Raw genomic sequence first — 19,259 nt, 5'->3', positions numbered from 1 at the left:
GGTTGAAGCGGTGTCGGGCACCTGGAGGTCGCCGAGAGACGTCTCCCGCGGGTGTCCTCGTTCCCCACGGCCGGCGTCGAATCACGCTCCGTGCCACGCCTAGCGTCGAGGGCCCACGACCTGGCCAGGCGCTCCGGGGACGCGACGCCGCGCGGCGCTAGCGCGGGGTGGCCTACGCTGGTTTGCGCAACTTGAGCAGGGACTCGCGCAATCGGGGCGGCGTTGCGCAGGAATGGCCAAGCGCGCGGGGCACAGCGGCGGGGACATCCGCGCGGCACGAAGGCGCGTTACACAGGGCGCCAGCCCGCGACTGAGCGGGATGTGGGGCGGACGCCCCGAGGGGCGCGCGGCGATCACACCTCTTCGGGCTTGCGGCCGGCGCGCTCCTTCGGGCGCGCGGCGAACCTCGCCTCTTCGGGCACCCCGGGCAGCCGGAGGACGCGCAGGGGACCCTCGGACGAGACCAGACCGGCGCGCGTCGGGTCGGTCATCATCTCGTGCAGATCGCGCTCCGCTTCGGGGGGCGGGGTCCTTGGACCGAAAGTGGGGTCTTTTGAACCGCCAAGCCGCCAAGGACGCCAATAAAAACACAAGAATCTTGGCGTCTCATGGCGGCTTGGCGGTTCCATCATTCAGGCAGCGTCGGGTAAGTACCCCACCACCGTCAGGAGCGTGCAGGTTTTCGCCCAGGAGGTGGGGCGGGCAGGGTCGAGGAGGCCGTCACGGGGCGTCGGGTGGGGAGGGCAGGGCGGAGAGGATGGCGGTGGCGAGTTCGAGCGCGTGGCGGTTCTGGGCACGCTTGGCGAGGGGGATGGCGCGCGCGGCGGCGACACGGGCTTCGGTGGCTTGGCCGAGGAGCGCGTGGGTGCGGGCGAGCTTGGCGACGACGTTGGAGAGCCCCAGGGGATCGTCGATGGCCTCGTACAGCGCCAGCGCGGCCCGGTAGTGGGGCGGGGCGGCCGCGAGGTTCTCGCGGGCGATCTCCACGTCGCCGCGTGCTTGATGGACGTTTGCCTGTCCGAGGCGGGAGTCGACGAGGAGGTAGAGCTCCAAAGCGCGCTCGTAGTCGAGGAGAGCGCCGTCGAGGTCGGCCTTGAATCGTCGGACGTCGCCGCGAGCTTTCAGGACGTTTGCCTGTCCGAGGCGGGAGTCGACGAGGAGGTAGAGCTCCAGAGCGCGCTCGTAGTCGAGAAGAGCGCCGTCGAGGTCGGCCTTTCTTCGTCGGAGGTCGCCTCGTGTTTGAAGGACGTTTGCCTGTCCGAGGCGGTCGTCGATGAGGAGGAAGAGCTCCAGAGCGCGCTCGTAGTCGAGGAGAGCGCCGTCGAGGTCGGCCTTTCTTCGTCGGAGGTCGCCGCGAGCTTTCAGGACGTTTGCCTGTCCGAGGCGGGAGTCGACGAGGAGGTAGAGCTCCAGAGCGCGCTCGTAGTCGAGGAGAGCGCCGTCGAGGTCGGCCTTTCTTTGTCGGAGGTCGCCTCGTGCTTGAAGGACGTTTGCCTGTCCGAGGCGGTCTCCTGTCTGGTCGAACGAAACGAGCGCGCGCTCCAGATCCTGAAGGCTCGTCTCCACATCGTCCGACGCTTCTGCGCGCTTCAAGAAGATGCGTCCGCAATCCGCGGCTCGCTCGAGTGCCTGGTACATCGCCAGCGCGCGACCATAGGCGGCCACGCCCTCGCGGGGGCTATATAGCCGCATGTCGACGTCCCCCCGCAGCTCCTCGCAGAGCGCCTCCTCGTAGGTGCCGTGCAACGACGCGAGGCCTCTCAGGATCGCGGCCCCCTCGGCAAGACGAGCCTCGGCGCTCCGTGGCTCTCCCCGGGAGAGGAGCTCCTGCGCATGACGCAGCAGCAACCGCCCGAGGTTCCTGTCATCCCCGACCTTCCGCGCCGCCTCGATCAGGCGCGGCGTCTCGTCGCGATCGACCTCCGAGCTCCCCGGCATCGTCGTCGAGGAGGCTCGCTGCATGTCGTTCACGCCGAGCAGCGGAATCCGGAACGTCAGATCGCGGATGGACCAGAGGTCCGGCGCCTCCTCCCACGTCGCGTTCAGGAACGTCCGGAGCCCACACCAGACGAGCGTCTTCCCGAGCCGCTTTGCCAGCGTGTCGCGCTGCAAGTTGAGCCGTTTGAGGCCCTCGCGAACGTCGTCCGTCACGTCTCGCGGTCCGAGCACGATCACCACGTCCACCTCGCTCGCCGGCACGGCCAGCAAGGTCGCGGCGAATTCGACGCCCTGCCCCGGCGTCACCACCACGCGCGCTACCTTCGTGCCCGCCCGTTCGAACGACGCCGCGAGCTCGCGGCCGACGTCCATCGAAGGCACCTCCACCGGCGCGAGCACGAAGCCCTCGTGCAGCGCGAGCGCCGCGCGCAGCTCCGCGAAGTGCCCGAGGTAGGGCCGCGCGAACGGCGGCGCCTCTGCGATCGGGTTCACCCCCCGCTCGGCGCGGTCGAGCTCGGCTTCGTTAGGCGCGCTTGGACCCTCGGATCCCGGCGCGCCATCGGGTGCAGGTCGTACCATTCCTTCCCGTTCCTGTAGGCCAGCACGAGCCAGCGATCGAGCAGGCGGATGAACCGCGCCACCTCTACGTCGTTGTCCAGCGGGACCGCGTTCGTCTTCGCGACCTCGACGAGCACGTCGATCTCGTCCCCGTAGAGCGCCATCGCGTAGTCCTGCGCGAGCCGGTCGATCTGCCGCTCGACCTGCTCGGACGTCACCGGAAAGCCGCCGCCCGAGGTGAGCAGATTGCGCACGACGCGCAGGAGATCCCGCGGATAGCCGCCCGTCGCGAGGAGGATGGGGTCGAGCACGCGCGACGGCTCGGCGCCGAAGATGCTCTCGAGATCGAGCCGCTTGCCGATGACCTCCGTCAAGCACGCGATGCCTTCCCGCACCGGCTCCTCTCCCCCGGGCATCGCGACCTTCACCATGGGCAGGACGAGCGGCTCGCCGTCGTAGGTCGCTCCGAGATCGGGGCGCCGGTACCGGAGCCACAAGGGGAAGGTGTAGATGATGTGGCAAGGCAGCCGCAGGAGCGGGGCGTGTGTGGAGAACAGGAGCTCCACGCCCGCGGTGACCGCCTCCCGCTCCTGCTCCTTGCGCGGCCGGAGCTTCTCCAGGCCATCGGCGATGACCACGATCCGCTGGGCCTGGGAGCCCCGCGCGCTCTTCAAGCGCACCACCGAGCTCGTCATGCTCTGCTTCGCCTCGTCGACGAAGAGCTGGAACCGCCCGCTGAGCGCCTTCTCCACGCGCTGAGAGAAGTCGGGGCTATTCTTGAGCTCGAGCATGAGCTTCGCGCCGAACGCGCCAGCCTCGCCCTTGGGCAGCTCGATCTCCGTCCGCTCCAGGAACTTGATGAACCGCTGGAGATAGCCGGCCTTCTTGTCCGGATCGTCTCCCTCCATCCGCGTCGCCTCGCGATCCATGCAGTATGCGAGGATGCGCAGGACGTCCGTGATGGAGATCGGCGAGAAGATGTCGATGTACTCTTCGAGATCGACGTAGACGACGTGGGTGGGCAGGTCCTTCGCCTCGTCGAGGCGCTGCTGGAGGCGACGGAGCTCGGTGGTCTTCCCCGTCCCGGGGAACCCGGTGAAGAGCTGACAGGACTCCTCGGCGATGAGGACCGTCTGCTCCAGGAGGTCCACGCAGCTCGGACCGATGCTGCCACGGGCCCGGTCGAGGGGGACGTACCGCTCGTCCGTCCCCGAGAGGGACTTGTTCGGATCGCAGGCGGCGTAGAAGCGCTTCAGATCGTCACGCGGGACCGTCATCGCGCGGCACGGTACCGCGGAGCGCACGCGGGCGCCAAGGAGGCCGCGGGAGGTCGCCCGTCAAGGCGTCCCAGGCAGAGGCGCGGGGATCTCCGGCGGTCTCGCCCTTGGCCTGCAGGCTCCCCCGGCGCCGCGGCGTCGCGCGACGAGGGCGAGGCCGAAGAGGGAGACGGCGAGCCCGAGATGGCCGGACAGGTCGGCGCCGCCGCGGAAGCTGCATTGCGTGTCATCGCCGGGGCCGCTGGGCCCGTCGTTCCCGCCGCTGGAGGCCGAGACGCTGGAGGAACCGCTGGGCCCGTCGTTCCCGCCGCTGGAGGCAGAGACGCTGGAGAAGCCGCCGCCTGAGCCGGGCGCCGCGCCGCCGGTGCCGCCAGCGCCCGTCTCTGCGCCACCGCTGCTGCCGGAGCCGGGCTCCGCGCCGCCGCTGCCACCAGCGCCCGCCTCTGCGCCACCGCTGCCGCCTGCACCGGTCACGGATGAGAGCGCCGGGGTGAGCAGACGCGACACGACGCGCCGGAAATACCCGGCGAAGCGGGGCTTTTCATAGGTCAGGAGGAGCCGGCCGTCCCCGCTGCTGGCGAGCGTTGGAAAAGCGCACGCTTCGTCGACGAGCAGCGCTTCCGTGCCCAGTGCCCCGTCGGGCGCAATGGCGCGGATGCGGAGCCTCTGGGTCTCCGCCTCTTCCCAGACCACCTGGTAGCTCGCGCCGTCCCAGGCCACGGCCGCCGAATGACCCGCGCTCGCCGGCGAGATCTCGAACGCCTCGCCCCGCCAGCCGCCATCCGCGTAGACGCGGCCGCGGATCAGCCCGTCGGTGCGATTCGGCCATGCCGCGGCCCTCGTCCAGACCACGAGGGTGTGCGTGCCGTCCGTCGCCCCGGAGACGGAGATCGGTGGGTCCGACAGGAAGACGCTCTCCCCGACCTCTCCCGTGCGGCTCACGGGCACGAGACGCACGCCCTCGTCCCCGTTCCCGTGGACCACCAGGTAGCCCTGCCCGGCAGGGAGCGGGAACGCAGACGACGCCGATCCGGTAGCGGGCGCGAGCGGGAACGCCGGGCCAGCGTTCCCCGAAGCATCGAGCAGGCGGCCCAACGCGGTGTACACATAAGGCTCATCCGCGCTCCTCTCCGCGAACGTCACCAGATAACCGTCGCCGTCGCTCGCGATCGCCGGCGCTGACGTCAGGGAGAGCGGCGAGACCGCCACCCTCTCCCCGGGCGTGCCGTCGCTCGCGATCGGGCGCAGGTACTCCCTGTCGCGCATCTCGCTCCAGGTGAGCACGGAGGTACCCTCGCCGTTCGACGCCAGGTCGAGCGACATGGCGCGGCTCAAGAGATCGATTCCGGCCGGGTCGATGACCTCGCCCGCGGCGCTCACGCGCACCGCGCGCACGTGCACGTCGGCCCGCTCCAGGTCCGGGTCCCGCTCGTCGCTCCAGGCCACGAGGTAGCTCTCGCCGGTCCAGACCACGCGCGGATTCCGTTGTCTGTTCGGCATGGGGCTGAGCACGAGCGGCCCCACGGCCAGCGCGAGATCCGGGCCGATCAAGCTGCCCTCGATGCCCTCGCCGTGGAAGGCGAGCAGGAAGTGCGAGCCGTTCCAGACGAGCGAGTTTCGATCGGAATCCACGACGGAGCGCGGCGAGCCGTCGGCGAGCCGGACGTCGGCGGTCCCCTGGACGACGCCCTCGACCGAGACGCGGGCCCCGACCATCGAGCGACGGTCCCGCTCGTCCGCCCAGGCCACGAGGTAGCCATGGCCGTCGAACGCCGCGGTGGGGGCCTGGGCGTCCGGGCTCGACCGGGAGATGGGGAAGTCCCGCGCGGTGATCGTGCCGTCCGCGCCCAGCACCGCGCCCCGGATCGCGCTCGGCCAGTCGTCCCGGACCCACGTCACGAGGAAGCTCGCCCCGCTCGACGCGAGCGCGGGCAGGCGCGCGTTGACCGGGCCCTCCGAGATCGGGATGCCGCCGACGTCGAGCACCATCCCATCGCCGGCCACCCGCGCGGCGCGGACGGCGCGCTCGCCGCCGTTTGCGTCGTCCCAGGCCACGACGGAGACACCCGCCCCGGAGGTGATCACCGGGCGCCCCGCCTGGCCGCTCGTGGAGACGGCGCGCTCGGCGCCGGGCACGACGCTGCCGCTCGGGTCGACGAGCGTCACGTGGACGTCCTCGACGCCGGCACCGGTCAGGCTGAGCCAGGAGACCACGAAGCGCTCCCCGTTCCACTCGACCGAGGGCGACAGGCCCTCGCCGGACGACGGGATCGCGAAGCTCGCCGACCCTTCGAGCGTGCCGTCGGGCCGCATCATGCGGCCGTGAATGGTGAACCCGTCGCCGTCATAGCGGCACCACGTGAAGAAGTAACGGCCGCCGCCGTACGCCACGCTGGGCAGGAGCTGCCCGACGCCCTCCTCGCCCAGATCCAGCCAGTCGAGGTCGAGCACGTTCCCGCTCGCGTCGACGCGGACGGCGCGAATGCGCGCGAAGTCCTCGAACGCGACGACATGGCCGGCCCCGTCGGTCGCTATCTCCGGATCGGAGCCGACGTCCTGCTGGACGGGCACCGGCGGATCCGTCCCGATCTCGGAGCCGACCTCCGGATCGAGCAACGCCGGATAGCGGCTCTCCTCGACGACGGAGGCGGGCACGCGCAGCTCGATGTGGCCGTCCGACCAGCGGGCCGGCACCGGCACGCGGCGGCCCGACGCGTCGATCCACGTGCCGTGGCCGTACACGAACCGCTGGCCGGGCGCCGCGCCGAGGACGAGGCCGCGCGCATCGGTCGCGACGCTCGCGATCGAGGGAGCGGCGTCCGCGGCGTCTAGCCGGGCGCTCACGCGCACGACGAGATCGCCGTGCCCGCCGGGCCGCCCGGGGAACCGGAACGCCTGCTCGGCGTTCGCCTCGTGGTTGTTCCACAGCTCGCTGCACGTCTCGAACGCGCGCTCCACGCCGCCGTCCTCGGCGATGCGCGCGCGGGCCTCGCCGTTCACGCACTCGTAGCCGGCACGGGCGATCGACCGCGTCGTCAGCGTGAGCGCCGCCCCTTTCGGGGGCTCGCCGGACGCGCCCACAAGGAGGGACCCGCGGAGCTCGCGGCGGCGCGCCGCGAGCTCGGCGGCGGAGCGCGCCTCGAGGAGCGCCTGGATCTGCCCTCCTCGCTCCCTGCGCGCGGCCGTCGCCGAGGGCCTCGCGCGGATCCGCGCCGCGCCGCCCTCGAGGTCGATTCGATGGGCGACCCCCTCGGCGGATAACCCCTGCGGCGTGGATCGAAAGCGCGCCCGCGCCCGGCTCACGATCTGCCCGAGCTCGATCGGCGCCGCGCCGCTCGGCGGGACCGCGCTCTCCGCAGGACGCTCGGCCGGACCTTTCCCGACCGCCTGCGGTGCCGGGGCGCTGCACGCCGCGGCGCACCCCGCCAACAACAACACCGCTCGACTGGAAGACGATGACACGAAGCACCTCCCGGTGGCCATGCCAGCGAACCCGACGTTCGCCGCGCTCTGAATGGATGAGCCGCCGGGACGGTATCAGCGCGCGTTCATCGATGTCGACCGCGAGGCACGTTGAAGACATGCGATGTCCACGGCGTCGTGATCGGACCCCACCATGGCGTCAGCGACGCCGGTCGGCGACTGGTGCTGGAGGCCGAACAGATCTCCGGTGGTCCTGCTTGCGGCTACTTCAATGCAGCTACTTCCGCGCGCTCCTTCAGGGGCGCCGCGATCCACGCCTCTTCGGGCACCCCGGGCAGCCGGAGGACGCGCAGGGGGCCTTCGGACGAGAGCAGGCCGGCGAGCGCCGGGTCGGTCATCACCTCGTGAAGGTCGCGCTCCGCTTCGTCGACCGTGCACCGTCGACGCACGAGGCGGACGACCTGCGAGTAGTCCACATGATCCGGATCGTGCGCGAGCCCGAGAGGTTGCCACAGCCTGTGCTGGCCATACGTGTGGGCCGCGCCTGGGTCGAACCAGCCGTAGTTCGCGGCCCGGTCGGGGCGGTCCGCGAGGCGGTTGGTCAGTACCCAGTGCTTGCCCACGTTCTCGATGAGCCCGGTCCTCTCCGCGACCTGCTCGTCGAGGCGGCGGTGGTGCTCCAGCATGCGGGAGGTGTTCGCCATCGAGGCATCCGGGGCGCCGATGCACGGCGGGATCCGCACGGTGGCCTGTTCCCACACGAGGTCGCAGAGGCGCGTCGTCAGCATCGCGCACTCGAGCAGATCCGCGATTCGCTGGGTCGTCCGGGCCGAGGCGTTGACGCGGACGGAGTCCTCCGCGTCGCCGATGCGGAGCGCGTCGGCGCTCACGAGGAACGTCGCGCGGTGCTCGTCGAGCTGGCTGTACACCGGGACCCATGAGATCGGCGCCAGGTGGCCGGCCTGCACCGCTTCGAGGATGGCCTCCTCGCGCGCGGCGCACGCGTGCTCTGGAAGGCCTGCGACGAAATCGGTGCCTCTCAGGACGTCTGTCATGCTCCCCTCCCTCCCGCGAGCGCGACCGCGGCGCTCCAGGTGGAAGCGTGAGCGGAAGCGGACGCGGCAGGAAGAGGTTTTGCGCTCTCGCCTGCGGTGTGCCCACGGCCGCGCGCTCCTGCGCCGCTTTGCGCTGTCCGTCCGCTCGCCCTAAGCTCCGCCCCATGTCGCCCCCGGCGAGCCGTCCATCCCCCTCTTCCCGCTCCCTCCTCGTCGCCTGCGCCGCTCTCCTGGCCGCGCTGGCCGCCGGCTGCGGCTCGGGCGCCGCCCGGGGGCCCGACGCGGGCGCCGAGATCACGTCGATCGACGCGCGCCTGCGCGGCAGCTTCCGGCTCGTCCGGTTCGAGCCCGAGGTCCCGCTCGAGCCGATGCTCGCGTCGATGCTCGAGTTCCAGTACGCGCACCTGGTCGTCCGCTTCGATGGCAAGCGCATCCTTGCGGACTCACCCGGCCTCCACGTGGACCGCGTCTACGAGATCCGCGATCCCGCCTGGGATCGGTTCAAGCTGGTCTCCTACGACGAGGCGGGGGTCGCCTACGAGGCGCTGTGCGAGTTCTCGGAGCAGGGGGAGCTCGTCGTGCACGCGCAGACGCCGCCCTGGAAGGGCGTCGCCACGCTCCGGCGGGCGCAGTAATCCGACGACGCACCTCTCCCGCGCGCTATCGACAAGGAGCCATTTCATGGCCTCCCCCACGATGTGGACGGAGGCGCGGAGGACGTGAGATGGCGCGGACGGCGCAGCCCCGTTTGCTGTAAGCTCGGTCGCCAACTCAAAGGAGGCAGATCGCGATGATCGCCGGCCAGCAGGTGACCGATACGCTGAGGTTAGCGCGCCCTCTCGGGCAGGGGGCCATGGGGAGCGTGTGGGTCGCGGACCACCTCGCGCTCAAAACCCAGGTCGCCGTCAAGTTCATATCGACTGCCTACGCGCAGAACCGCGGCCTGGTCGAGAGGTTCCGGCGCGAGGCGCTGGCGGCGGCGCAGATCAAGAGCCCCCATGTCGTGCAGGTCTTCGATCACGGGGTGACCCCGGACGGCGCGCCGTACATCGTGATGGAGCTGCTCGAGGGCGAGGACCTCAAGCGCCGCCTGGAGCGGCTCGGCGCGCTGCCGCCGCCGGAGGTCGCGCGCATCGTGTCGCAGGCGGCCAAGGCGCTCGGGCGCGCGCACCAGCTCGGGATCGTCCATCGCGACATCAAGCCGGACAACCTCTTCCTGCTGGATCTGGACGGAGAGCCGTTCGTCAAAGTGCTCGATTTCGGGGTCGCCAAGCACATCGCCGAAGGCGAGCTCGCCATGACGGCGACCGGGAGCGTGCTGGGGACGCCGCTCTACATGAGCCCGGAGCAGGTCCTGAGCTCGAAGCACGTCGATTTCCACGCGGATCTCTGGGGGCTCGGCGTCGTCGCCTACCGTGCGCTGACCGGGCAGTTCCCGTTCTCTGGCGAGACGTTCGGCGCGCTGTCGGTGGCGCTGCACAGCGGGGTGTTCGCGCCGCCGAGCCATGTCCGGCCGGGGCTCCCGCCAGCCGTCGATGCGTGGATGCAGCGGGCGCTGCAGACCATGCCGGAATTGCGCTTCGGCTCGGCGAAGGAGCTGGCCGAGGCGCTCGAGATGGCGGTCTTCGGGGCGCCGCGGGCGTCGTTCGCGTCGGGCGGTGAGATCGCGGCCTCGTCGCGGTCGCCCGGCGCCGAGCGGCTCAGCCAGTCGGGCTCGATGAACAGGAACTCCGGCCATGGCGCTGCCGGCGTGGCGCAGCACGCCCAAGGCGGGGTGCCTGGTCGCACGCTCGGCGGGATGGCGAGCACCGGCAGCGCCGTGAAGCGGCGGGTGCCCGTGGTCGGCATCGCTGGGGCAGCGCTCGCGAGCGTCGCGCTCGTGGGAACAGGCGTGTACTTGGGGGCATCGGAGCGAGTGACGGGGGACCCGGCGGCGTTCATGGCGAACGCCTCTGCGGCTGCGCCGAGCGCGAGCGCCGCGGAGCCGAGCGCGGACGCCGCGGGGCCGGCCGTCAGCGCTGCGCCGGATGCGGCAGCCACGCCGCCTGTCGTGCCGGCGCCTGTACCTGCGGCAGAGACGACGCCGGTCGCACCGGCAATGGCCGCTGTCTCGCCGGCTGCGAGCGCGAGCGCGACGCCGGCGCCCGTCACGGCGCCGGCCGCCAAGGCGACGAGCGCGCCGCGGCTGAAGCTGGAACCGTCGCTGCCTGCGGGCGCGGCGAGCGCCACGGCCAAACCACCGACACGCAAGCCGGCCAAAGACACCATCGGTTTCTGACGCGTCATAGCCGCGCAGCAAGAAATGGCGTAGTGCGCCTGTGCGAATGTCGAACGGGGTTATCTCTATGGCTTCATCACGCACTCGGCTCGCCCTTCTGGCGAGCGTCGCGCTCGGCCTGACGGTGGCGCTCGCGCCGGGCGCCGCGCAGGCCGAGCCATCCGCCGCGGATCGGCAGACCGCGCGGACCCTGTTGATCGAGGGGCGCAACAAGCTCGCGGCAGGTGACGCCAAGGGGGCGCTCGTGGACTTCAACGCCGCGCACGCGATCATGCAGGTGCCGACGACCGGGCTCGATCTCGCGCGGGCTCAGGTCGCGCTCGGCCTGCTCGTCGAGGGGCGCGCGACCGCGCACGAGGTGACGCTGCTGCCGGTCAGACCGCGGGAGCCCGAGGCGTTCGCCGAGGCGCGCGCGGAGGCCGCCGACCTCTCGACCGCGCTGGAAGCCCGGATCCCGTCGCTCCGCCTCCGCATCCAGGGGGCGCCGGAGGAGCTGATCGTGGCGCGGGTGGACGGCGAGCCGATCCCGCGTGTGGCGCTTGGCCAGCCGCGAAAGCTCAACCCGGGATCACACGAGGTGACGGTGGAGGCGGGCGGCTTCGTGACCGAGCGGCGGGAGATCACCTTGAAAGACGCGGAGGTCGCGCCCGTGGAGGTCGAGGTCGTCCTCGTGCCAGTCCAGGCGAGCGAGGTCCCCGTCACGAAGGGGCCGCTGGCGCCGCAAACGCCTGCGGCGCCTCGCGAAGAGCGCGTGCCGGTGCCGACGTGGGCGTGGGTCGCCGGCGGAGCGGGGCTCGCGGGGCTGGCGGCCAGCGTGGCGTTCGCGGTGGATCACGCGGCGGCGCGCGCGAAGATCGACAGGGAGTGTCCGGGCTCGGTCTGTGATCGGCGGGAGTACGACGTGGAGCGCATGCAGGCGCTGAGGTCGCGCTGGAACTGGAGCCTCGGCCTCTCGGTGACGCTCGGCGTTGCCGGGGCCGCGGGCATCGGCGCCGCGGTGGGCGGGGTAGTGCTGCGGCCGCAGATGAAGAGCGAGCGAGCGGCGCTCGTGCCGCTCGTGGGGCCGGGCGTGCAGGGCGTCGCGTGGAGCGGGGTGTTCTGATGAGAATCACGAAGCGAGCGGGCCGCGCGATCGTCGCGATGGCGCTGTGGACCGGCTGTGCGCCGGAACTCTACCTCTCCGAGGCGGAGGACGGGTCCGGCGGGGGCGGCGGGGGCGGCGGCGCCCCAGGCGCGCCGCAAGGCGAGGTGATGTGGGCGCGCGCCCTCGGCGGCGACTCGGACCAGGCCGGGCCGAGCGTGGCGGTGGCCGGTGACGGCGCGGCGGCGCTGCTCGGCAGGCTCGCGGGCGATGTGAAGCTCGATGAGGAGCGGGTGTCCGCGATCGGAGGGGACAACGTGTTCCTGGCGCGCGTCGCCGGGAGCGATGGGGCGGGGCTCGGGCTGCGGAGGTTCGGGGCGTTCGATCCGCAGATCGTCAATGCGCTCGCGGCGGACGGGAACGGCGATCTGCTGGTCGCCGGGGAGTTCTCGGGGACGCTGGAGTTCGGCGGCGCCCCGCGCACGAGCACCGGAGGGCGGGACGGCTATCTCGTGCGGCTCGACGCCGAGGGACACGAGGCGTGGCTGCAGCCGCTCGGCGGGATGGGCTACCAGGCCGGGACCTCGGTGGCAGCGGGCGTGAACGGGCGCGTGGTGGCGGCGGGACGCTTCTCCGGGACGCTGGCGATCGGGGCGGTGACGTACACGAGCGCAGGCGGGAACGATGTGTTCGCGGCGAGCTTCGACGCCGAGGGAGCGCTGCTGTGGAGCGAGCGGTTCGGGGACGGCTTCGATCAGCGGGCCCGCGCGGTGGCGGTGGACGCGCAGGAGAACGCGATCGTGGCGGGCGAGTTCGCGGGAGCGATCGACTTCGGGGGTGGCCCGATCGAGAGCGCCGGCGACTACGACGTGTTCGTGGCAAAGCTCGATCCCGACGGGAAACACGTGTGGAGCCGCCGGTTCGGCGACGCGGGGGCGCAGCGGGCGCTGGCGATCGCGGTGGACGGGGCCGGCGCCGTGCTGGTGGGCGGGGCGATGGTCGGGACTGTCGACTTCGGCGGGGGGGCGCGGAACGCCGGTGCGGGGGAGGCGGTCTTCGTGGCGAAGCTCGACGCCGAGGGGGAGCACGTGTGGAGCCGGCGGATCGGGGAGCAAGGCGCGTCGCTGGGTCAGGTGGTCGTGGATGGGGTGGGCAACGTGCTGGTCGTCGGCAGCTTCCGGGGTGAGGCCAGGATCGGGCGGAGCGTGCTGATGAGCGCGGGAGAGGACGACGCGTTCGTCGTGAAGCTCGATCGAGACGGCGAGGTCGTGTGGGCGCGGCGATTCGGCGGGGCAGGGGAGGACCGGGGGACGGGGGTGGCGATCGATCTGGACGGGGCGGCGGTCGTGACGGGGGCGTTCAGCGGGAGCGTGGCGTTCGGCGAGACGTCGCTCGACAGCGGCGCGGGGGCGGATGTCTTCGTGGCGAAGCTGTCGCCGTGAGCGGGGAGCGGAGCATGGAGAGGGGGCCGAGCTGGCGAAGACGATGCGGGGCTGGGGATAGCCAAAGGGTCGCGGCGTTCGCCGCGCCGTCCGAAGCGTGGGCGGGGCGTGAAGATATCGAGTGCCGTGGGATGCCCGAAGCCATGGATAACGGTCGGATTATTTGTAACGCTGATCAGCGCCACCACGACGTCGATGGTTTGGAAGACGTCCGCGATGGGGACGCCGTGCCCAACGCGATGGACAACGATCCGATGATGCGCAGCCTGGGTTCGAGGACGACAGACCGGACCGCGCCTGCCGGCGATACGTGCGCGGCGCGACCGCGAGGAGACGCGATGACTTTCCCCGCCTTGGCTTGGATGTCCCGCCACATCGCGCACGCTGGCGCCGCGCGACGCGGGATCGTGCCGTTGCTCGCGGGCGTGCTCGCGCTCGTGGCGCTCGCGCCGCGGCCGGCGAGCGCGGCGCTGTGGGACACGGACAACGACGAGGTCGCGAACGGCGTCGACAACTGCCCTGGGGTCAGCAACCGGAGCCAGTACGACGGTGACGGGGATGGGATCGGTGACGCCTGTGACCCCGATGACGACGGCGAGGCCCCCCCGGACGACACAGACCCCGATGACGACAACGATGGCATCCTGGACGAGGAGGATGCGTGTCCGACGATTCCCACGCCCATGGCCGCGGATCCAGACTTCGACGGCGACGGCGACGGCCTTCCGGATGTCTGCGACAACTGTGACGGTGACCGCAACGAGGACCAGCTCGACAGCGATAGCGACGGGCGGGGCAACATCTGCGAGACCGACAACGACGCCGATGGTGTCACCGACTTCAACGACAATTGCCTCAACGTCTCGAACGCCGACCAGCGCAATGCCGATGGCGACAACTACGGCGACGCCTGCGACAACTGCCCCACTGCGTACAACAACGATCAGCGGGACACGGACAACGATGGCGTCGGCGATGGATGCGACAATTGCCACCTCGACCCGAACACCGATCAGTCCAACTCCGACGGGGACCTTTTCGGTGATGTCTGTGACAATTGTCCTGATGCTGCCAATACCAACCAGGCTGACGGTGACAGCGACGGGGTCGGCGATGCGTGCGACAACTGCGCTGGTAGATCCAACCCCGGCCAGGAAAATAGGGACGGCGACACGGTCGGCGATGCGTGCGACAACTGCGCTGGTAGATCCAACCCGGGCCAGGAAGATAGGGACGGCGACACGGTCGGCGACGCGTGCGACAACTGCGTCGATCGTGCGAACGATCAGCTGAACGAGGACGGCGACGCCTTCGGAAACGTGTGCGACAACTGTCCGTACGTCGCGACGCTGACCAACCTCGACTCCGACGGCGATGGCTTCGGCGACGCGTGCGACATCTGTCCGCTCACCATTACACCGAACCAGGCCGATGGCGATGCCGATAATGTCGGCAATGCTTGCGACAACTGCCCCGAGGTCGCTAACACCGACCAGGCCGACGGTGACGGCGACAGTCTCGGCAACGCCTGTGATAACTGCCCTATCGTCGCCAATGTGGCGCAGCTCGATGAGGACGGCGACGGCATCGGCGATGCCTGCGATCGCCCTTCCGATAGCGATGTTGACGGCATCCCCGACACCGCCGACAACTGCCCCTCGGCGCCCAACCTCTTCCAGGAGAACGCGGATCGCGACGCCCTCGGTGACGCGTGCGACGAGGACGACGACGACGACGGCTTGCCGGATAGCGCTGACAACTGTCCTTTCGCCGTGAACGAGGACCAGGCCGACGCCGACGGCGACGGCCGCGGCGACGCCTGCGATCCGGACCCCGCGCTCGACGCCGACCGCGACGGCGTGATCGACGCCGACGACAACTGCCGACTCGTCCCCAACCCCGACCAGACGGACGCCGACGATGACGGCGTGGGCAATGTCTGCGACGACAGCGACGGCGACCTCATCTCGGATCTCGCGGACAACTGCGCCTCGACCGCGAACCCCGACCAGACCGACATCGACGGTGATGGCGCCGGCGACGCGTGCGACGACGATTCGGACAACGACGGTTTTCCGGACGCCTCCGACACCTGCCCTCTCGTTCCAACCCCCGACCAGACCGACTCGGACGGCGACGGCCTCGGCGACGCCTGCGACGGCGACGACGGTGACGACGACGACGACGGCATCGCCGATCCCGTCGACAACTGCCCTCTCGCCGCCAATCCCGAGCAGATCGACGCCGACGGCGACGGCACCGGCGACGCCTGCGACGATGATGCCGACAACGACGGCATCGCCGATCCCGACGACGATTGCCCCTTCGGAGTGAACCCCGGCCAGGCCGGCGCCGATGGCGACGGCGGCGATGCCCCCTGCGACGGCGTCGGCGGTGCAGGCGGCGCGGGCGGCGAGAGCTCTGGCGCTGACGGCGCGAACCGACCCTCCTCGGAGGAGATCGCCTCCGGCCTCGCGTGTGCGCTGGCACCCGGCGGCGCGCGCGACGCAGCGTTCGCCCTCGCGGCGTCGCTCCTTGGCGTCGTCGGCCTCCGCGCGCGCCGGCGATCGCACTGCCCTCCCATCACCCGCCACCGTAGATAAGCGGGACCACGGCCCTCACGTCCCATCTCCCATCAGCCCGGCGGTACCGGGCAGGGGGCGCCCTCGCGCCTTCCGTCGAACGTCCGGCGATCCTCCGGTGCACCGCCTGTCCGACACGGGATGATCCCGATGTTCCCCGGACGCCGTGCAGCGTCCGCCCTCACGTACGAGCTCGTCCGGCGCTTGCCGCGTTGGCCGTGCGCAGCCAACCGCGCCGCGGGCGCCAGGGCGTGGCGGCCGAAGCCGCTCGAGGACGACCCCATCCCGTACGAGGCAGGCGCGATCCAGGGCGAAATCTGGCCCGTGCTCGGTAAGTCTCTTCAGCTGAGAAAATCGAACCGGCTCGGGTAATGCGCTGAATTTCACTCGCCGGATGAGAAATCGTGACGCGTCGGCGTAATGCTCCGGCGGCCGTTCTGCGTGCGCAGCTCGGCGTTCTTGACCTTGCGTCACCGCCCCGGCGGCTCTAGTCCGTCACGCACGGCCTGACTGTCGGCTCATGGCGAGTCGACTCCACAGGGGAGACCTCGTGTCGCAACGCGGTGAAGGCGCGTCGGGTGATCCGCTCATCCGGCGCGCCGCAGGTGACGCCCAGGCGCTTCCGGACCCGTCGCGCGGCCGGGCAGCGGTGGACGGAGCGGCGCGAGCGCTCCCGGCAGCGAGCTCCTCGCTCGCTGAGCTCGCCCAGCTCGCGTCGTCCCAGCCTGCATGGAAGGGCCGGCGGTCGGATCGTCCCTGGCTCGCCGACCCCTACCTCGGTGAGCCGTTCGGCGCGCCGCTTCCTGCCGTTCCTGCCGTACCCGTCAACCAGGCCGGCGAGCGCCCCGCGCCGGCTCGCGGGCGAGCCCGTCGACGTCGCGCCGCAGGTGCTTGATCTGCCGCGCGAGGCGGCCGACGCCCTCCTCCACCTGGATCCCGAGCTGCGCGACCTGCTGCTCCAGGCTGCGGAGGCGGTCCTCGTGCGCGGCGAGCGTCGGCGGTGTCTCCGGGCCTCCGAGCTCGTAGACCGTGGTGCGCGACACCCGCATCGTCTCCGGCTCCTTCGCGGTGGAGGGCGGCTGCGTCACCTCGCCCCCCGACCAGAGCCTCGCGGACGCGCGCGGCGAGCGCCGGCGCCCGGGCGCGGTCACGTCGCCTTGAGGAACCTGCGGGCGCCTTCCCATACCGCACCTTCCAGCTCTGCTGCCATGTCCGGGCCCAGCGTCAGCGCGTGTCGCCCCGAGGCCACGAGGACGAGCTCCGTCGCGCGGAGGAGCGCGACGGACAGCCGCGCCACCGGTCCGCTCGGCGGATCGACGGACCACGCGACGGCCGTCTGGGTCAGCCGGTGCGAGCCCGCGATCGACGGCCTCGACTTGAGCCTGAGCGCCGGGAGCGGCCTGTAGGCCCCTTCATCGATCACGAAGGTCGCCGTCACATCGACGCTCGCCGCCTCGCCCCCTGGCCAGCCTGTCGCGATGCGGTGAAGCACCTTCGGCCACCCTCCGACGGCGCGGCTGGAGCCCTTGATCCGCTGCGGGATGGAGCCTTCCGGCATCATCTCCCAGCGCAGCTTGAGCTGGGCGCTCGTCTCCTCTCCGGGGACCGGACGGAGATCTCCGTAGAGGTACAGGGGACCCACCTCCGCGGTCGTCCCCGTCGGGAGCGCGTAGAAATAAGCGGAGTAGTCGACCTTCGTCCCGCTCTTCCCCGCACCCGGGATCGGCGACATGCCCGTGGCCTCGACGAACCTGCCCCACTGCCGCGGCGAGGCGCTGGCGCGGAGCACCGCCTCCAGCGAGTCGAGCGTGACGCCGCGCCCGCGCTTCCCCGGCTCCGGCTCCGACCCGCCTCCGGCACTGCGCTTCACCCGCGCAGCACGTGCTGACACAGGCACGTGATACATCTGAACATTGCATCTACGTAGAATAAATTATCACTTAAAGAAGACATTTTGTGATTTTGGTGGGTCAATGTATGTCTTTGTGGTTGGATTGACGGTGGGTGCTGCCCTCAGGGAGCGACTCGCGCGCCATCTACTTTCGCTCACGCAGCGGGGCCGGGGCCCGCGGGGGCGATGGGGCCTTCCGGTGGGGTTCTCTCGTCGCGTCGCCGTGGAGTCGCCACGTCAGCCGAGGCGCGCCGTGCGCCTTTCAGAGCGGTGTTCGGTCCGCCGGGGAGCGCCACGTATCGCGCCATGACGTTCACGGCGCTGCCCGCGCGGCGCTCGGTGCCTGTCGTGCGGCGGGGCGGCGGCTCGTCCGGGCCCGTGGAGTGGTCGCGCCCAGAAGCGCACGCTCGCACACGAGGCCAACCGCGAGGTGCGTGGAGCAGACAGCGGCTCCGCTGCGTCAGGGTGCGTCGACGGGACACGAGGACGTGCGCTGTAGGAAGCGCTGCGCGCGCCCTCGGCACGCTCGAAGTTCACCCTGCGGGGTCGTCCTTTGATAAGATAGCTAGGACGGACGTAACTGTCCACACGGCGCGCCAAGGAATCACCGGATCATGAACGACGGCGAAGCGAATGTTCTCGCTACGATGCGAGCGGAATTGGAGCTGCTCCGCTGGCGCAACGCCGAGCTCGAGCGGGAGCTCGCCGAGAAGCAGCGCGTCGAGAACGACCTGCGGGAGAGCGAGGCGCGCTACCGGGGCATCGTCGAGGACCAGACCGAGCTCATTTGCCGCTTTCGGATGGATGGCACGCTGACCTTCGTCAACGACATCTACTGCCGGTACTTCGAGAAGACGCGGGAGGAGCTGGTCGGCCACCGCTTCATGCCGATGGTCCCCGAAGAGGAGGGGCCGTACCTCGCCCGGCAGTTCGCGAAGCTCGGCCCCGAGAACCCGATCGTCCACACAGAGCACCGCGTCATCCTCCCGAACGGCGCGGTGCGCTGGTTGCACTGGACCAACCGCGCCCCGCTCGGCGAGGGGGGGCCGCTCGCCGAGTTCCAGGCGATCGGCGTCGATGTCACCGAGCGCCGGCACGCCGAGGACGAGGTGAGGCGCCTCAACGCCGAGCTCGAGCTGCGCGTGGCGGACAAGACGAAGCGGCTCGAGCAGATGGTCCGCGAGCTGTCGACCCCGCTCATGCCGGTGGCGGATCAGGTCATCGCGGTGCCGCTGATCGGCTTCCTCGACAGCGACCGCGCCGCCTCGACGCTCGAGACAGTGCTCAACGGGGTCATCACGCACAGCGCCAGGACGGTGGTCCTCGACATCACCGGCGTGGGGGTCATCGACTCCCAGGTCGCCGACTCGCTCATCCGGCTGGCCAAGGCGGTGAACCTCCTCGGCTCCCAGGTGGTGCTCACCGGCATCCAGCCGCGGATCGCGCAGACGCTGGTCGCGCAGGGCGTCGGCGTGGGTGGCGTCGTGACGCTCCGGACCCTGAAAGAGGGTATCGCGTTCGCCCTGCAGCGCGGGCTCACCGCCCCTCGACCTTCGGCCCGCCAGGGCAGCTAGCTCCGAGCCTCGGAGATCCCGCCAGGGATCACCGCACCACGGAACCAGAACAACCGCGGAGCGGACGCCGAGGCCCGGCGCGCAACATCGAGGAAACAAAGGAAACAAAGCGAGCGCCGCGCGCGCCGCGCCTGCTCGTTCGGGCTCACCGGACAGCCGG

The 19,259-nt window shown here is 71.0% G+C and carries 14 protein-coding genes; 7 read left to right on the top strand and 7 right to left on the bottom strand.

Annotated features, from left to right (window positions below; genetic code table 11):
- Positions 1-353: 353 nt before the first annotated feature.
- The 4 genes from WMF45_RS26670 to WMF45_RS26655 all read right to left on the bottom strand — a co-directional run bounded on the left by WMF45_RS26670 (position 354) and on the right by WMF45_RS26655 (position 7,076).
- Positions 354-494, bottom strand: coding sequence for a hypothetical protein (locus WMF45_RS26670; RefSeq protein ID WP_437707284.1), 141 nt, complete (start codon positions 492-494; stop codon positions 354-356).
- Positions 495-720: 226 nt separating this feature from the next.
- Positions 721-2,430 carry a hypothetical protein gene (locus WMF45_RS26665; protein ID WP_437707283.1) on the bottom strand — a complete coding sequence of 570 codons (1,710 nt, stop codon included), beginning with the start codon at positions 2,428-2,430 and terminating at the stop codon, positions 721-723.
- The gene (locus WMF45_RS26660) at positions 2,427-3,773 is read right to left on the bottom strand and encodes a hypothetical protein (protein ID WP_437707282.1); all 1,347 of its coding nucleotides are present in this window, start codon (positions 3,771-3,773) and stop codon (positions 2,427-2,429) included. Before WMF45_RS26660 ends, WMF45_RS26665 begins: the two co-directional genes overlap by 4 nt.
- Before the next feature lie 60 nt (positions 3,774-3,833).
- Positions 3,834-7,076 (bottom strand): hypothetical protein, encoded by a 3,243-nt coding sequence (locus WMF45_RS26655; protein ID WP_437707281.1) that lies wholly within the window; start codon positions 7,074-7,076, stop codon positions 3,834-3,836.
- On the opposite strand from WMF45_RS26655, the gene WMF45_RS26650 reads away from it, so the two are divergent.
- Positions 7,045-7,287: a hypothetical protein gene (locus WMF45_RS26650; protein WP_437707280.1), complete on the top strand. Its 243-nt coding sequence runs from the start codon at positions 7,045-7,047 to the stop codon at positions 7,285-7,287. The two genes, WMF45_RS26655 and WMF45_RS26650, sit on opposite strands and share 32 nt — an antisense overlap.
- Before the next feature lie 172 nt (positions 7,288-7,459).
- Here WMF45_RS26650 and WMF45_RS26645 read toward each other — a convergent pair whose 3' ends face one another.
- Positions 7,460-8,251: a hypothetical protein gene (locus tag WMF45_RS26645; RefSeq protein WP_437707279.1), complete on the bottom strand. Its 792-nt coding sequence runs from the start codon at positions 8,249-8,251 to the stop codon at positions 7,460-7,462.
- A 164-nt stretch (positions 8,252-8,415) separates the two neighbouring features.
- Between WMF45_RS26645 and WMF45_RS26640 the strand changes: the two genes are divergently transcribed.
- The 5 genes from WMF45_RS26640 to WMF45_RS26620 all read left to right on the top strand — a co-directional run bounded on the left by WMF45_RS26640 (position 8,416) and on the right by WMF45_RS26620 (position 15,655).
- Positions 8,416-8,886 carry a hypothetical protein gene (locus WMF45_RS26640; protein ID WP_437707278.1) on the top strand — a complete coding sequence of 157 codons (471 nt, stop codon included), beginning with the start codon at positions 8,416-8,418 and terminating at the stop codon, positions 8,884-8,886.
- A gap of 155 nt (positions 8,887-9,041) precedes the next feature.
- Positions 9,042-10,529: a serine/threonine-protein kinase gene (locus WMF45_RS26635; RefSeq protein WP_437707277.1), complete on the top strand. Its 1,488-nt coding sequence runs from the start codon at positions 9,042-9,044 to the stop codon at positions 10,527-10,529.
- Positions 10,530-10,596: 67 nt separating this feature from the next.
- Entirely contained in the window at positions 10,597-11,631 is a 1,035-nt protein-coding gene (locus WMF45_RS26630; protein ID WP_437707276.1) for a hypothetical protein, read from the top strand.
- A complete protein-coding gene (locus tag WMF45_RS26625) occupies positions 11,631-13,052 on the top strand; it encodes a hypothetical protein (protein WP_437707275.1) in 1,422 nt (473 codons plus the stop codon). Before WMF45_RS26630 ends, WMF45_RS26625 begins: the two co-directional genes overlap by 1 nt.
- 407 nt (positions 13,053-13,459) lie before the next feature.
- Positions 13,460-15,655: a thrombospondin type 3 repeat-containing protein gene (locus WMF45_RS26620; RefSeq protein WP_437707274.1), complete on the top strand. Its 2,196-nt coding sequence runs from the start codon at positions 13,460-13,462 to the stop codon at positions 15,653-15,655.
- 803 nt (positions 15,656-16,458) lie between these two features.
- Here WMF45_RS26620 and WMF45_RS26615 read toward each other — a convergent pair.
- Both WMF45_RS26615 and WMF45_RS26610 read right to left on the bottom strand, forming a co-directional pair.
- The gene (locus WMF45_RS26615) at positions 16,459-16,785 is read right to left on the bottom strand and encodes a hypothetical protein (protein WP_437707273.1); all 327 of its coding nucleotides are present in this window, start codon (positions 16,783-16,785) and stop codon (positions 16,459-16,461) included.
- A complete protein-coding gene (locus tag WMF45_RS26610) occupies positions 16,782-17,504 on the bottom strand; it encodes a hypothetical protein (protein ID WP_437707272.1) in 723 nt (240 codons plus the stop codon). The genes WMF45_RS26615 and WMF45_RS26610 overlap by 4 nt, the downstream gene beginning before the upstream one ends.
- A 668-nt stretch (positions 17,505-18,172) precedes the next feature.
- Here WMF45_RS26610 and WMF45_RS26605 point away from each other — a divergent pair.
- Positions 18,173-19,099: a PAS domain S-box protein gene (locus WMF45_RS26605; protein WP_437707271.1), complete on the top strand. Its 927-nt coding sequence runs from the start codon at positions 18,173-18,175 to the stop codon at positions 19,097-19,099.
- The last annotated feature ends 160 nt before the right edge of the window (positions 19,100-19,259 follow it).

Source organism: Sorangium sp. So ce448 (assembly GCF_051520915.1).
Taxonomy (GTDB): domain Bacteria; phylum Myxococcota_A; class Polyangia; order Polyangiales; family Polyangiaceae; genus Sorangium; species Sorangium cellulosum_B.
This window is presented reverse-complemented; position numbering and strand designations above follow the sequence as displayed.

Excerpts from the sequence above, each read along its gene's own strand:
- WMF45_RS26660 (WP_437707282.1), bottom strand. The coding sequence starts at position 3,773 with ATGACGGTCCCGCGTGACGATCTGAAGCGCTTCTACGCCGCCTGCGAT.
- WMF45_RS26640 (WP_437707278.1), top strand. The coding sequence starts at position 8,416 with ATGTCGCCCCCGGCGAGCCGTCCATCCCCCTCTTCCCGCTCCCTCCTC.
- WMF45_RS26645 (WP_437707279.1), bottom strand. The coding sequence starts at position 8,251 with ATGACAGACGTCCTGAGAGGCACCGATTTCGTCGCAGGCCTTCCAGAG.
- WMF45_RS26605 (WP_437707271.1), top strand. The coding sequence starts at position 18,173 with ATGCGAGCGGAATTGGAGCTGCTCCGCTGGCGCAACGCCGAGCTCGAG.
- WMF45_RS26635 (WP_437707277.1), top strand. The coding sequence starts at position 9,042 with ATGATCGCCGGCCAGCAGGTGACCGATACGCTGAGGTTAGCGCGCCCT.
- WMF45_RS26670 (WP_437707284.1), bottom strand. The coding sequence starts at position 494 with ATGATGACCGACCCGACGCGCGCCGGTCTGGTCTCGTCCGAGGGTCCC.
- WMF45_RS26625 (WP_437707275.1), top strand. The coding sequence starts at position 11,631 with ATGAGAATCACGAAGCGAGCGGGCCGCGCGATCGTCGCGATGGCGCTG.
- WMF45_RS26630 (WP_437707276.1), top strand. The coding sequence starts at position 10,597 with ATGGCTTCATCACGCACTCGGCTCGCCCTTCTGGCGAGCGTCGCGCTC.